The following is a 13619-nucleotide window of genomic DNA, read 5'->3' as shown; positions in this document are numbered from 1 at the left end:
CTCTGTCACGTCACCGCCGGTTGGGGTGATACCGCGGGTTGAGGAGCTCGCGGCGCAGCCGCGGGCGTCTCGAAACCCACGGCAGCGCAGAGCATCGGGTTTCGAGACGCGCCGCTTCGCGGTGCTCCTCAACCCGAGGGACGACGCGCGGCTCAGGCCGGGCTGTTCGACACCCGCACCATCTCGTCGCGCGGCACCACCTTGATGCGCGCGCGACCCTGGGCCGCACCGAGCGCCATCTCGTGCGCGTCGAGATTGTGCCAGCCGTCGAGATTGGTGAACTCCACGTCGCGCGAGCGCAGCAGCTCTACCACCGACGCCTCGGACGGGTCGGCGGGCGTCCACCAGTTGCCGAGGTCGTTGATGAGGTGCGAGACCGTCTCCATGGCATCCGACTTGGTGTGCCCGATGAGGCCGACGGGACCGCGTTTGATCCACCCCGTGGCGTACACGCCGTAGAACTGGGCGTTGTCGGTGGTGTGCAGCACCGGCCCTCGTGGTTCGGAATCACGCCGTGCCGCTTGTCGAACGGGATGCCAGGCAGCGGCGACCCGAAGTAGCCGACGGCCCGGTACACGGCCTGCACCGGGATCTCGCGCACCTCGCCGGTGCCGACGACGCCGCCCTGCCCGTCGGGGGCCGTGCGCTCGTACCTGATGGCGCTCACATGCCCGTTCTCGTCTTCGACGAACTCCGTGGGCTTCGCGTAGAAATGCAGGTGCAGCCGGCGGGATGCCTGGCCCACCTCACGCTGCCGCCACTGCTGCAGCACCCGGTCGATGACGAGCACCTGCTTGTTGCCGGCGATCACCTCGCGTGCGTGGTCGTCGTAGTCGAAGTCCTCGTCGTAGAGGATCATGTCCACGTCGCGCAGCTCGCCGAGCTCGCGCAGCTCGAGCGGTGTGAACTTCACCGAGGTCGGCCCGCGCCGGCCGAACACGTGCACGTCGGTGACCGGCGACTCCTGCAGACCCTCGTACACATTGTCGGGAATCTCAGTGGGGAGAAGGTCTTCTGGATGCTTCGCCAAGATGCGCGCGACATCCAACGCCACATTGCCGTTGCCGATCACCGCGACGGACTCCGCTTCGAGCGGCCAGGTGCGCGGGAAATCGGGATGCCCGTCGTACCAGCTCACGAAGTCGGCAGCGCCGTACGACCCCTCGGCCTGGACGCCAACGATGTCGAGGGGGGCGTCGCGCACCGCACCGGTGGCGAAGATGACCGCGTTGTAGTGGTGCTGCAGGTCTTCGAGGGTGATGTCGGTGCCGTAGCGCACGTTGCCGAAGATGCGGATGTCGCCGCGGTCGAGCACGTCGCGCAGAGCCGTGATGATGCCTTTGATGCGCGGGTGGTCGGGGGCAACGCCATAACGCACCAGGCCGTAGGGAGCAGGGAGCTGGTCGAACAGGTCGATCGACACGTCGAACTCGCGCTCCGCCTTGAGCAGGATGTCGGCGGCGTAGATTCCGGCGGGTCCTGCCCCGATGATCGCCAAGCGGAGTTTGGTCATGACGGGGTCCTTTTCGTCGTCGTGGTCGGTGTCGGGCTGGCGCTCTGCCTCATCCCTGCGCACGGAGCGGCGCGCCTGCGCCTTCTCGGCATGGAGGGCGCTGCTGACGTGCATGGGCGGGCATCCTTCTCGTCGGATCGATCAGCTGGAGCGTTCGACGATCGAGTTTGCGAACCGGGTGAGGGCACGTTTCACGGGGCCTTCCGGCAGGGGTGCGATGGCCTCGACGGCCTCGCGCGCCCAACGGTGCGCCTCGTCGAGCGTCTGCTGGGTCACGGGATGATCGCGCAGCTGCCCGACGATCTCGCTCACGTCGACCTCGTCGCCCGCACCGAGCACCTCGGTCTCGATGCGCTCGAGCAGGGCAGCGGCATCCACATCGTTCGGAGCCAGCTCGCGCAGCTTGAGCAGGGGCAGCGTGGCGACACCGGCGCGCAGGTCGGTGCCAGGCGTCTTGCCGGTCTCGGCGTCGCTGGCGGAGAGGTCGATCACGTCGTCGACCAGCTGGAAGCCCACGCCGATCTTCTCGCCGAACTCCATCACCGACGCGTTGTACTCCTGCGGAGCGCCCGAGAACATCACGCCCATCTGGGCGGCCGCCGCGATGAGCGAACCGGTCTTGTCGGCGAGCACGCCGATGTAATGCTCGATCGGGCCGTCGCTCTCGTTCGGCCCGATCGTCTCGTGCAGCTGGCCGAGGCACAGTCGCTCGAAGGTGTCGGCCTGCAGCCGAATGGCGCCCTCGCCGAGACTCGCCACGAGCTGGCTGGCGCGCGCGAAGAGCAGGTCGCCGGTGAGCACCGCCACCGAATTGCCCCACACGTGCTGTGCGCTGGGCACCCCACGTCGGGTGAGAGCCTCGTCCATGACATCGTCGTGATAAAGGGATGCCAGGTGCGTGATCTCCACGGCCTGCGCCGCCGTGATCACCTCGGGCGTCGCCCCCTCGCCGAGCTGTGCGGTGAGCAGGGTGAGCATGGGGCGCACCCGCTTGCCTCCGGCGTTGAGCAGATAAGCGGCCGTGACATCCGCGAGCTGATCGGCGAACTTGACCTGTTCGGCGAGGCCCGCCTCGACCTGATCGAGACCCTCGTCGATACGGGCCGCGAACCGCCTGTCTTTTCCGGACGCGAAGAACCGTTCACCGAGCCCGAGCTGGCTGGTCAGCGTCGTCCCCCGACGCGCGAGAGGCAGCGATGGCACTACTGGTCACCCTTCGGGTCGACGGAATTCGGGGCGGCGGATGCTCCGCGCCCGGCCGACGGTGCGGCATCCGCTTCGGTCGGCGGCACGAAACCGCGATGCAGGGCCACGATGCCCGCGGTGAGGTTGCGGTACGCGACCCGCTCGAACCCCGCCCGGCGAATCATGCCGGCGAGCGTGTGCTGGTCGGGCCAGTCCCGGATCGACTCCATGAGGTATGCGTAGGCGACCGGGTTCGACGAGGCGAGCCTGGCGAAGATCGGCATGCCGTAGCGCAGGTACGCGTAATAGCCGGCGCGGATCAGGGATGCCGGCGGCCGCGAGAACTCGCACACCACGACCCTGCCGCCCGGCTTCGTCACCCGGAAGAACTCGGCGAGCGCGGCGCCCGGGTCGACGATGTTGCGCAGCCCGAACGAGATGGTCACAGCGTCGAAGCTGTCGTCGTCGAACGGGAGCTGTGTGGCATCCGCCTGCACGAACTCGATGTTCGGGTTGCCGGCCTGACGCTGCCTGCCGACGGCGATCATGCCTGGAGAGAAGTCGGCGGCGATGACGCGAGCACCCGAGTGCGCGAGGGACGCGCTGGAGGTGCCGGTTCCGGCGGCCACGTCGAGGATGAGCTGACCGGGGCGCGGATCGACGGCGCGCGTCGTGGCGATGCGCCACAGCGTCGCGTTGCCGACGGACAGCACCGTGTTCGTGCGGTCGTATCCGACCGAGACCTCATCGAACATCGCGGCGACGTCCGACGGCTGTTTGCTCAGGTCGGCCCTACTCACCCGGTCAAGCTTAGAGGCGATTGAGGGGAGAGCGCTGCGAGCTCGCTCGCAGGGCCGACCCGATTGAGTCTCTGAGCCGCGCAGCCGCGATAGAGGCGATTGAGGGGAGAGCGCTGCGAGCTCGCTCGCAGGGCCGACCCGATTGAGTCTCTGAGCGGCGCAGCCGCGATAGGGCGCGCTTGTGCGCGACGTCGGCCGCACGAAACGTGGCGTCATCGTTGCCCCGCATCCCGCGGTAGTCCGCGCACGACTTACGCCGTGTGCTCCTCAACCCGCGGCAGTCCGCGCCCTGCCGCCCGCTCACCAGCGGTTGTGCACGTCCTCCGCCCAGCCGAGCAGGCCGTCGATCCTCTGGCCGGCACCGTCGTCGGTGGCGATCCAGCCGGAGTAGTGACCGAAGCACTGGCGCGTGCTCGAGGCGATGACGCCCAGCTGCGTCGACGACTGTTTGAGGTGGAACGGCGTGAACGTGGCATCCACGCGCTCCCCCTTGATGTGCCACGGCGTCATCCACTCGCCCGGCCGGTACTCCCAGACGAGTTCCTCGCTGATCTTGTGCACCCTGCCGTCGACCGTGATCGCGTTCTCGGTCGAGCCGGTTCCGTCCGTCCATTTGGCGCCCAGCTGCACGCCGACCCTGCGCTGCTCACCGACCCAGCCCACGAAGCCGGATGCCGCGCCCCAGTTCCACGCGACGCTGTACGGCCAGCGCCCGCGCCCGTGATCGAGCACGGCCCATGATTCCCCCGCCGGAACGCCGTGCTCCACGCCGTCGATGGTGAGCGTTCCCATCGCCGGGCGGTCGACATCCTTCACCGTGTACTGGAACAGACGCCTGCTCCACGGCACCACCACGCCCATCGCCTCGTGGTCGGCGAGGGTGCGACCGTCGGGGCGGGTGGCCACGATGTCGAGCGAGACGCGGGGAGCGGATGCCGTCAGCCGCGTTCCGCCTGCCACCTCGTCGATGTCGATGCGCAGCTCGCCCAGCGGCACCTTCGCCCTGGCGCTTGCGGGCCCTGCGCCCAGCGTCCCCGGCAGCACCACGTCGCGCGCCAGCGGCACGACGGCATTCACCGCGACCTCCTTGCGGCTGTCGCGATCGAACACCCACAGCTCGTGGACGCCCGCGTAGTCGATGGACGACACCGTCAGACCGATGAGGTGCGTGGGCGTCGTGATGCCCCAGTACTCCCAGCGCTTATTGCGGCCCCAGGCGTAGGGGCGTGGGCCTCGGGCGACACCGTCGGTGTTCACGAGCGGGGTGCGGGCCCAGCCGACGGCATCCGGGTTCAGCCGCCCGTTCGGCAGGCAGAGGCTCACGGGGCCGGTGAGCTGGCGCTCTGGAAGCACAGGGGACTCCTCGTCGAGTCGGGGCGGGTGCTGCACAGACTATCGGCGCCCACGCGTTCCCCGGCCCACGCGCAGCCACCGGTGAGGCCGCGCTCAGGACGCGGACGTACGCTAGAACCGTGACCGTAGCCGCAACCCGAGTACAGGCGTTGACGGTCGAGACCACCCTGCTCGACGACGTCCGACACATCATTCCCTTCGCCGACGCGCACACTCCTCTTCTGTGGCTGCGCAAAGGTGAGGGCATCGCAGGCGTCGGCGAGGCGCTGCGGCTGGAGTTCCGTGGAGCCGACCGCATCGCGCAGGCGTCCGCTGCCTGGAAGCAGCTCGCTGCTGCCTCCACGGTCACCGACCAGGTGAGGATGCCCGGCACCGGTCTCGTCGCGTTCGGCACCTTCGCGTTCGACGACGACAGCGCCGCCACCAGTGTGCTGATCGTGCCCGCTGTGATCATCGGCCGCCGCGACGGACGCAGCTGGATCACGCGCATCCGCCGCACCGATGACAAGGCGATGCCCGCCGCTCCGCACACTGAGCCGTTCGGTGCCGAGTACCGACTCACGATGCTGCCGGGCGCCCTGACCCGCGAGGCGTACAAGCGCGCGGTCGGTGAAGCCGTGCAGCGCATTCGGCAGGGCGACCTGGAGAAGGTGGTTCTCGCGCGCGATCTGCGTGCGCACCTGCCCATCGAGTCGGATGTGCGCCGCGCGCTCGTCGAGCTCGCCCTCGGCTATCCCGAATGCTGGACGTATGCCGTCGACGGCATGGTCGGCTCCAGCCCCGAGACCCTCGTTCGCGTACACCGCGGGACCCTCGACGCACGCGTGCTGGCCGGCACGAGCGAACGCGGGCGCGACGCCGATTCCGATCACGAATCAGCCGCTGCTCTACTTGCCAGCGCGAAGGACCTTCAGGAGCACGAGGTGGCGGTGCGCAGCGTCATCACGTCACTCACTCCGCACACCTCGGCGCTCACGACGAGCGAATCACCGTTCCCGCTGAAGCTCCCCAACCTCTGGCACCTGGCCACCGACGTCTCCGGCACGCTCAGCGACGGGTCGGGCTCGCTCGATCTCGTCTCCGCCCTGCACCCGACCGCCGCCGTGGCCGGAACGCCGACGGATGCCGCGCTGCAGCTCATCCGCGAGCTCGAGCCCTTCGACCGCGAGCGCTACGCCGGCCCCGTCGGCTGGATCGGCACCGACGGCGACGGCGAGTGGGCGATCGCCCTGCGCTGTGCCCAGGTGAAGCCGTCGGGCGACATCACGGCATATGCCGGATGCGGCATCATGGCCGACTCGGTGCCTGAGCGCGAGCTTGCCGAGACGAAGATGAAGTTCCGCCCGATCACCGAGGCGTTCGGGTAGGAAGGGCTCCCCCTCCGCGGGTTGAGGAGCACGCGAAGCGCGTCTCGCAACCCCCGACGTCTCCCGCGCGCCGGGTTTCGAGACGCCCGCGGCTGACGCCACGAGCTCCTCAACCCTCGGTTACCTCACCCGGGGAGGATGGCGAGCGTGCGCAGGCGCTCGCGCTGGGCATCCACGTCGAATCGGGCAGGAGGCCAGCCGAGGTCGAGCGACTCAAGGGTGTCGAGCAGCAGCTGCTGCACCGCTAGCCGCGCGTACCACTTGTGATCGGCGGGCACCACGAACCACGGCGCGACGTCGGTCGAGGTGCGATCGATGACGAGCTGGTACGCGCGCCGGTACTCGTTCCAGTGCTGACGCTCGTCGATGTCGGCGGGGTTGAACTTCCAGTATTTGTCTGGCCGGTCGAGACGCTTCATCAGCCGACGGCGCTGCTCGTCGAAGCCGACGTGCAGCATCACCTTGATGATGTGGATGCCCGCATCGGCCAGTTCGCGCTCGAACGCGTTGATCTCCCCATAGCGACGTTCGATCTCCTCTGGTGACGCGAGGGAGTGCACCCGGCCGATCAGCACGTCTTCGTAGTGCGAACGGTCGAAGACGCCGATGATGCCGGGGCTGGGCACGTGCTGGCGGATGCGCCAGAGGAAGTCGTGCGCGAGCTCCTCGTCGGTGGGCTTCTTGAATGCCGTGTAGTGCACACCCTGCGGGTTCACCGCGCCGACGACGTGGGCGACGGTGCCGCCCTTGCCCGCGGTGTCCATGCCCTGCAGCACGAGCAGCACGGCGTCGCGCGCGCCGTCGACTCCGGCCGCGTAGAGCCGCTCCTGCAGCTCGGCGAGTTCTGCGGACGCCCCGCGCAACGCCCGCCTGCCCGACTTGGCCGATCCGTCGAAGCCGGGTCGCGAGTCCGTCGCCCGTGACTCGAGGTCGAATCCGGGGCGCGCGATCAGCGCCTCCGGCGGGTCGAGAATCCAGGTGCTGCGCTGGTGCGCGTCTCTGCTGGGTGCCACGATGCTCCTTCGGTCGGCGCGGCATCCTCGTCGCGTCAGCGTTGCAGAGGCACCTCGACGATGCTCCCGCCCTGCGGCGGTGCGGACAGCGCCTGGTCGAGTTCGCCGCGCGTCGCCGCCCGGCGGTAGCTCCAACCATAGGCCCGGGCCAGCGCCTCGACATCGACGTTCTGCGGTGTCGTGAGCACGCGGCGCATGGCGCCGGCGGGCGCGGTGGATGCCACCTCGAGCGAGTCGAAGATGGTGCCGCCGCCGTCGTTGCCGACCACGACCTGCGCGGTCGGGCGGCGTTCGCCGTCGCCGAAGAGCAGGGATCCTGCATCATGCAGCAGCGCGAGGTCACCGAGCAGCACCCGTGTGACGCCTGCGGGCGCCTCCGGCGTCTGCGCGGCGAGCGCGATGCCGATGGCCGTGCCGATCGTGCCGTCGATGCCGGCGAGTCCCCGGTTGGCGTGCACCCTGATCTTCTTGCCCGGAACCGTGCCGTCGAGGTCGCGGATGAGCCGGGATGCCCCGAGCACGAGCCGGTCGTGCGGCCAGGTGAAGCGCCACACGGCCTCGGTCAGCATGCGCCGCGTGACAGGCGCACGCACCGCAGCGAGCTCGGTCTTCGCGAACGCCAAACGCTGCTCTGGTGAGTGCGAACGCCCCGCGTCGACGTCGGGGGCGACGTGATCGGCGGATGCCTCGGCCTGCCCGTCGAGCAGCCCGCGGCTCGCGAACACCCACCTTCCGACCCACGCCCGAGCATCCCTGTCGTGCGGGTCCGCGTCGCCCGCGTCGACGGACGCCGCCACGGTCGCCGACCGCGACGGGTCGTACACGTCCTCGCCGACGGGTGCGACGACGACGACCTCGACGTCGTCGCGCTTCAAGAGGGCGGGCACCTCGCGGCTGAGCGTCGGATGCCCGAACACGATCGCCCGCCGCACGGCGCCCCCGAACTGCGGCTCGCGCAGCAGGTCGCGATAGGCGACCACGAGGTTCGGGCCGAATCGTGCGCCGCTCGACGCCTCGGCGATCAGCGGCCAGCCGCCGACTCGCGCGAGCTCCTCGGCGTCGGGACCTGCGGCGTTGCCCGCGATGACGACGGTGTGCAGCTCAGCGCCGAGCGAGCGGTGCCTGCGGCCGGGCACGCCGCCCACGTTCGCAGAGCCGATGTTCACGGCACCCCGCGTTCTCTGGACGGCGCCCGCGGCAGGTGCCGGCGCTTCGGCGGAATCGGGGCGGAGGTCGCTTCGCTCGCTCAGTGCGGCAGCGGCGGGAGACGGGAATGCCGACGCAAGGTCGGGCACGGCGACGGAGAGGGGTTCGCGGAAGGCGAGGTTGAGGTGCACCGGACCGTGGTCGTCGACCGCGGCCGACCAGGCCTGGCTTGCGAGGCGGGTGTAGGCATCCACGTCTCCGTCGGCGCCGGTCGGGGCGTCGACGTCGATCGCGCGCCGCACGGCCGCGCCATACATTCCGGCCTGCACCGTGGTCTGATTCGAGCGGATGCCCCGAAGCTCGCTCGGCCGATCGGCCGTGAGCACCAGCATGGGCAGGTTCGAGTGATGTGCCTCGAGCACGGCGGGCAACAGGTTGGCCGTGGCCGTGCCGCTCGTGGTGATGACGGCGGCCGGATACCCGGTCTCGGCCGCGATCCCCAGGGCGAGAAAGCCGCCGACGCGCTCGTCGATGCGCACGTGCAGCTCGATCGCATCGACGCGCTCCAGTTCGGCGGCGACGAGCGCGAGAGCCTGAGAGCGCGAGCCTGGACTGAGCACGATGTGGCGCAGCCCCGCGCGCACGAGCGCGATCAGCAGGGCGATCGACGCGTCGGTGGAGGGGTTGCCCGTTGCGGGCGGCGCCGCGACGACGTGCGCGTCGGCGGGCTCGCCCGTCGTCTCGGACGACACGTCGCCGGGGGACGACACGGCTGCGCCCGTGGAAGCAGGGCCGCGCGCTTCGGCGCGGTCAGGCATCCCTGTGGCCGTCCGCCTCACCGGGGCGCTTCTTGGGGGTGTCGTCGAGGTCGGTGAGCTCCTGCTCGAGCCGGCGGATGCGCTCCTGCTGGGCGCGGTCGCGCTCGAGGTTGCGCAGGAAGTCCGGGTCGTCGTCGGGAGCCATGGTGCGCGGGCCAGCCGGAAGGGCGCGTCGCGGTCGCCCGATCATGAACCAGAGGATGCCGCCGATCACGGCGAACACGACGACGATCGCGATCCACGCGGCCTTCGGAACGCCGCGCACGCGCGGCCCATCGGCCAGCGCGCAGTCCACGATCGAGTAGATGTAGAAGAACGCGGCGATGACTCCGATGATGAGCCAGACGCGAACCATGTGGCCATGTTAACCCGCCGCGCGCGGCGCCGACCTGTGAGCCGGCAGCGGAATCCCCGTGGATGGATGCCGCCGCCCGCGGTCGGTCCACACGCCGCCATCGCTCGACCGGCGAGACCGGCCCACTCACCGTCGCCGAATCCTGTCGCCGAATTGCTGTCGCAACGCGCCCTTTCCGTCTGGGCGCAAGGGCGTGTTGCGACAGGAAAGTGGCGCCGCTGTCAGTGAGGCGGCCCCGCTGTCAGCGGCTCTCAGCAAGCGCACCGCGGCAGCGTCCCTACACTTGAAAGGTGAAACGCATTCCGGCCTGGCTCACCTACACCGTGCTGCGACTTCTGTTCGTGGCCGTGCCGTTCGTGATTCTGTTCTTCGTGCTGCCGGGCGATCTGTGGCTCGTGTCGGCGATCGCCGCCGTGGTCATCGGATTCTGTCTCTCCTACCTGTTCCTGCGCGGACCGCGCGAGCAGGTCGCCGGTCAGCTGGCCTCAGCGGGCAAGCGCGACCGCACGGTCGCGAAGCCGACCGTGGACGACGAGGTGGAGGATGCCGCTGTCGACGCAGCGAACAGCGCTGCGGCCGACGCCGCGAGGCGCCGTCCCCGGTAGGGCGCGCCGACTATTGCGCCAGGTCTCGGCTCTCGCGCCGGAAAACGTGGCCCAGCAGCCAAGACCTGGCGCGATCAGGGCTCAGGCCGATGCGCCGGGCGAGGACCGGCGCGCGAATGTCACAGCGGCGACCAGGCGATCGCGGCGCCGAAGAACGCGGCGAAGAGCAGCGCGCTGATCGACGTGAGCTGCAGTGCGGTGATCAACTCGCGGGGCGTGCGGCCGAAGATCGTGATGACCACGGCCGGCAGGGCGATGAGCAGGGTGAAGAGCCCGAGCCAGCCGAGCGTGTAGAGGATGCTGACCAGCGCGAGGATCAGGAACGGCACGAGCACGAAGATCGTGTACAGCACGCGCGACCACGTCGGCCCGACCAGTACGGCGAGCGTGCGCTTGCCCGCCTGTTTGTCCATGTCGATGTCGCGCAGGTTGTTCACCATGAGCACGGCGCAGGCGAAGAGTCCGACCGCGACGGCGCCCAGCCACGCCACCTGCGAGACGTTGAGCACCTGCACGAACATGGTGCCGGCCGTGGCGACCAGGCCGAAGAAGACGAAGACGAACACTTCGCCGAGGCCGTAGTAGCCGTAAGGATGCTTGCCCCCGGTGTAGAACCAGGCCGCGGCGATCGCCGCCGCGCCCACGATGAGCAGCCACCACTGGTGCGAGGCGATCACGAGCAGCAGGCCGGCGACGGCCGCAAGGGCGAAGAACACGAGAGCCACGATCAGCACGGTGCGCGGACGCGCTCTGCCGCTTCCGGTGAGCCGGCTCGGGCCGACGCGGTAGGCATCCGTGCCGCGAACTCCGTCGGAGTAGTCGTTGGCGTAGTTCACGCCGATCTGCAGGCACAGCGCGACGACGAGGCAGAGGATGGCGCGGATCCAGTGGAAGATGCCGCCGCCCGCCGCGTCGATCGCGGCGCCGCTGCCGACGAGCACGGGCGCGATGGCCAGAGGCAGCGTGCGCAGCCGGGCGCCGCCCACCCAGTCGCGGAAGGTCGCCGGCGCGACCGCGCCGGGTCTGCCCGCGGGATGCCCGCCCTTGCGCTTCGACTTCGCCTTCGTCCTTTTGCGCGCGCTGCTACTCACAAGCCGGAATTGTAGTGGTGGCGCTGATGCGCGGTCCCACGCTCACCCCTCCCGGGGGTTGAGGAGCATGCGAAGCGCGCGTCTCGAAACCCGGACGTCTATCCGGGCCTGGGCCGGGTTTCGAGACGCTCCCGGCTGGCGCCGCGAGCTCCTCAAGCCGCGGAAGTGCCCGACACGAGGGCGGTGAGCGCGATGCGGTCGGGCTTGCCGGAGGCCAGCAACGGCATGCTCTGCACGACGACGACGCGGTCGGGCGCCGCCGCGTGGCCGAGCTCGGCCTGCACGGCGGCGCGCAGCTCGGCGAGCGGCAGCGGCGGCTCCCCTGCCACCACAACGACGGGAGCCTGTCCCCACTCCACGTGCTTCGTCGCCACGACGATCGCCTCCGCGTACCCCTGCACACGCCGAACGGATGCCTGCACCGCGTCGAGCGACACCTTCTCGCCGCCCGAGATGATCACGTTGTCGGCGCGACCCGTGACGCGCACGCGGCCGGCGGCATCCACGGCTCCGAGGTCGCCGGTGCGGTACCAGCGCGTGCCGTCTGCGACGTGGAACGTCGCGTCGGTGCGGTCGCGGTCGATGCCGCCCGTGGCATCCAGATAGCCCACGGCGAGCACGGGACCGGAGAGCTCGATGCGTCCGTCGCACTCCCGCGCGACGACGGTGCCGATCGGCACGCCGTCGTAGACGCACCCGCCGCAGGTCTCGCTGGAGCCGTACGTGCGCACGATGCGCAGGCCGGCGTCGAGCGCTCGGTCACGCAGGTCGGGCTGAAGCGCTTGGCCGCCGATGAGCAGCGCGTCGAAGCGGCGCAGGGTGGTGAGCATGGCGCTGTCTCCCAACACGGAGGCGTCGAGAGCGGCATCGAGCAGGCGAGCGAGTTGCACGGGCACGAGAGACGTGAACCGCTGATCGGCGTCGAGTGCGTCGGCGGCGGCGCAGAACGCCGCGGGGTCGAAGTGCCCGGGCGGCAGGATCACCGGTTCGGTGCCCGCGGCGATCGAGCGCACGAGCACGTTGGCGCCCGCGATGTAGTGCGCGGGCAGAGCCAGCAGCCAGCGAGCGGATCCGGGCTCCTGGCCGCCGATCGAACCGGCGGAGGCCGCGGCACTGGCGAGCAGGGCGTCCGCGCTGAGCGCGACCCGCTTCGGCGCGCCGGTGGAACCCGAGGTCTCGACCACGAGCGCGACGTTGCGCGGCACGGAGGCCGGCACCGACGCATCCTCGTGACCGCCGCCCGGTACACCGACGTGCTGCCGCGGCAGCACCGCGGGACCGTCGCCGGTCAGCGCATCGCGCAGCGCCGCGAACACGGCGCGCGCGTCCCCGGCATCGATCACGGAGAGCTCGCGGGTCACCCCTCTACGCTAGCGGCGGTCGCGGGCATCAGCCCGCTCAGTACTGCCAGGGGAACGGCGCCCAGTCCGGTTCCCGCTTCTGAAGGAACGCGTCGCGCCCCTCGACGGCCTCGTCGGTGCCGTAGGCGAGACGCGTGGCCTCGCCCGCGAACACCTGCTGCCCCACCATGCCGTCGTCGACCGCGTTGAACGCGAACTTGAGCATGCGGATGGCCGTGGGCGACTTGCCGAGGATGGTCCGCGCCCAGCCGATCGCCGTCTTCTCCAGCTCAGCGTGCGGCACCACGGCGTTGACCGCGCCCATCTCGTACGCGCGCTGCGCCGAGTACTCCTGAGCGAGGAAGAACACCTCGCGCGCGAACTTCTGGCCGATCTGGCGGGCGAAGTAGGCGCTGCCGTAACCGGCGTCGAAGGAACCGACGTCGGCATCCGTCTGCTTGAACCTGCCGTGCTCGGCGCTGGCGATCGTGAGATCGCACACCACGTGCAGCGAGTGCCCGCCGCCGGCCGCCCAGCCGGGAACGACGGCGATCACGACCTTGGGCATGAAGCGGATCAGTCGCTGCACCTCGAGGATGTGCAGACGCCCGACGGCGCCGTGCGAGCCCGGCTTGTCGGCCGTGCCTCCCGCACCGTCGACGATGGAGGTCTCGGAGTCGGAGTACTTGTATCCGTCGCGCCCCCGGATGCGTTGGTCGCCGCCCGAGCAGAACGCCCAGCCGCCGTCTTTCGGGCTGGGCCCGTTGCCGGTGAGCAGCACGACGCCGATCTGCGGGTTCTGCCTGGCGTCGTCGAGAGCCGTGTACAGCTCGTCGACCGTGTGCGGACGGAACGCGTTGCGCACCTCGGGCCGGTTGAAGGCGATGCGCGCGATGCGCCCGTCGTTCGAGTGGTGGTACGTGACGTCGGTGAACGCTTCGCCGATGGATGCCTGCATCCATTCGCCCGCGTCGAACAGCTCCGAAACCTGCTGGTTCATGGCATCCAGCCTAGGGACTGACGCCGCGACGGT

11 protein-coding genes and 1 pseudogene are annotated in these 13619 nt (G+C 70.0%); 2 read left to right on the top strand and 10 right to left on the bottom strand.

The window, feature by feature from the left end:
- Nucleotides 1-152: 152 nt before the first annotated feature.
- The 4 genes and pseudogenes from FPZ11_RS16095 to FPZ11_RS16080 all read right to left on the bottom strand — a co-directional run bounded on the left by FPZ11_RS16095 (nucleotide 153) and on the right by FPZ11_RS16080 (nucleotide 4851).
- A pseudogene (locus FPZ11_RS16095) lies at nucleotides 153-1513 on the bottom strand (FAD-dependent oxidoreductase).
- 141 nt (nucleotides 1514-1654) lie between these two features.
- Nucleotides 1655-2716 (bottom strand): polyprenyl synthetase family protein, encoded by a 1062-nt coding sequence (locus tag FPZ11_RS16090; protein ID WP_246846312.1) that lies wholly within the window; start codon nucleotides 2714-2716, stop codon nucleotides 1655-1657.
- A complete protein-coding gene (locus tag FPZ11_RS16085; protein ID WP_246846310.1) occupies nucleotides 2716-3498 on the bottom strand; it encodes a class I SAM-dependent methyltransferase in 783 nt (260 codons plus the stop codon). The genes FPZ11_RS16090 and FPZ11_RS16085 overlap by 1 nt, the downstream gene beginning before the upstream one ends.
- A gap of 300 nt (nucleotides 3499-3798) precedes the next feature.
- Complete coding sequence (locus FPZ11_RS16080) at nucleotides 3799-4851, bottom strand: DUF2804 domain-containing protein (RefSeq protein WP_146322085.1); 1053 nt, start codon at nucleotides 4849-4851, stop codon at nucleotides 3799-3801.
- A gap of 119 nt (nucleotides 4852-4970) precedes the next feature.
- Here FPZ11_RS16080 and FPZ11_RS16075 point away from each other — a divergent pair, with 119 nt between their 5' ends.
- On the top strand, nucleotides 4971-6218 hold the full coding sequence (locus FPZ11_RS16075) for an isochorismate synthase (protein WP_168203874.1): 1248 nt from the start codon (nucleotides 4971-4973) through the stop codon (nucleotides 6216-6218).
- Between the two features lie 125 nt (nucleotides 6219-6343).
- Here the strand turns inward: FPZ11_RS16075 and FPZ11_RS16070 are convergent, their stop codons facing one another.
- From FPZ11_RS16070 to FPZ11_RS16060, 3 genes are read right to left on the bottom strand one after another with little or no spacing between them, the layout of a single operon-like run.
- Complete coding sequence (locus tag FPZ11_RS16070) at nucleotides 6344-7231, bottom strand: PPK2 family polyphosphate kinase (RefSeq protein WP_437438604.1); 888 nt, start codon at nucleotides 7229-7231, stop codon at nucleotides 6344-6346.
- A gap of 35 nt (nucleotides 7232-7266) precedes the next feature.
- The gene (gene menD / locus FPZ11_RS16065; protein ID WP_146322084.1) at nucleotides 7267-9195 is read right to left on the bottom strand and encodes a 2-succinyl-5-enolpyruvyl-6-hydroxy-3-cyclohexene-1-carboxylic-acid synthase; all 1929 of its coding nucleotides are present in this window, start codon (nucleotides 9193-9195) and stop codon (nucleotides 7267-7269) included.
- Nucleotides 9188-9550 (bottom strand): PLD nuclease N-terminal domain-containing protein, encoded by a 363-nt coding sequence (locus FPZ11_RS16060; RefSeq protein WP_146322083.1) that lies wholly within the window; start codon nucleotides 9548-9550, stop codon nucleotides 9188-9190. Before FPZ11_RS16060 ends, menD begins: the two co-directional genes overlap by 8 nt.
- A 290-nt stretch (nucleotides 9551-9840) precedes the next feature.
- Between FPZ11_RS16060 and FPZ11_RS16055 the strand changes: the two genes are divergently transcribed.
- Complete coding sequence (locus tag FPZ11_RS16055) at nucleotides 9841-10155, top strand: DUF4229 domain-containing protein (protein ID WP_146322082.1); 315 nt, start codon at nucleotides 9841-9843, stop codon at nucleotides 10153-10155.
- Between the two features lie 119 nt (nucleotides 10156-10274).
- Here the strand turns inward: FPZ11_RS16055 and FPZ11_RS16050 are convergent, their stop codons facing one another.
- The 3 genes from FPZ11_RS16050 to FPZ11_RS16040 all read right to left on the bottom strand — a co-directional run bounded on the left by FPZ11_RS16050 (nucleotide 10275) and on the right by FPZ11_RS16040 (nucleotide 13586).
- The gene (locus FPZ11_RS16050) at nucleotides 10275-11246 is read right to left on the bottom strand and encodes a 1,4-dihydroxy-2-naphthoate polyprenyltransferase (protein WP_146322081.1); all 972 of its coding nucleotides are present in this window, start codon (nucleotides 11244-11246) and stop codon (nucleotides 10275-10277) included.
- 152 nt (nucleotides 11247-11398) lie between these two features.
- Nucleotides 11399-12607 (bottom strand): AMP-binding protein, encoded by a 1209-nt coding sequence (locus FPZ11_RS16045; protein ID WP_168203873.1) that lies wholly within the window; start codon nucleotides 12605-12607, stop codon nucleotides 11399-11401.
- 37 nt (nucleotides 12608-12644) lie between these two features.
- Entirely contained in the window at nucleotides 12645-13586 is a 942-nt protein-coding gene (locus tag FPZ11_RS16040) for a 1,4-dihydroxy-2-naphthoyl-CoA synthase (RefSeq protein ID WP_146322080.1), read from the bottom strand.
- Nucleotides 13587-13619: the final 33 nt, after the last annotated feature.

It is taken from the genome of Humibacter ginsenosidimutans, from assembly GCF_007859675.1.
Lineage (GTDB): Bacteria > Actinomycetota > Actinomycetes > Actinomycetales > Microbacteriaceae > Humibacter > Humibacter ginsenosidimutans.
This window is presented reverse-complemented; position numbering and strand designations above follow the sequence as displayed.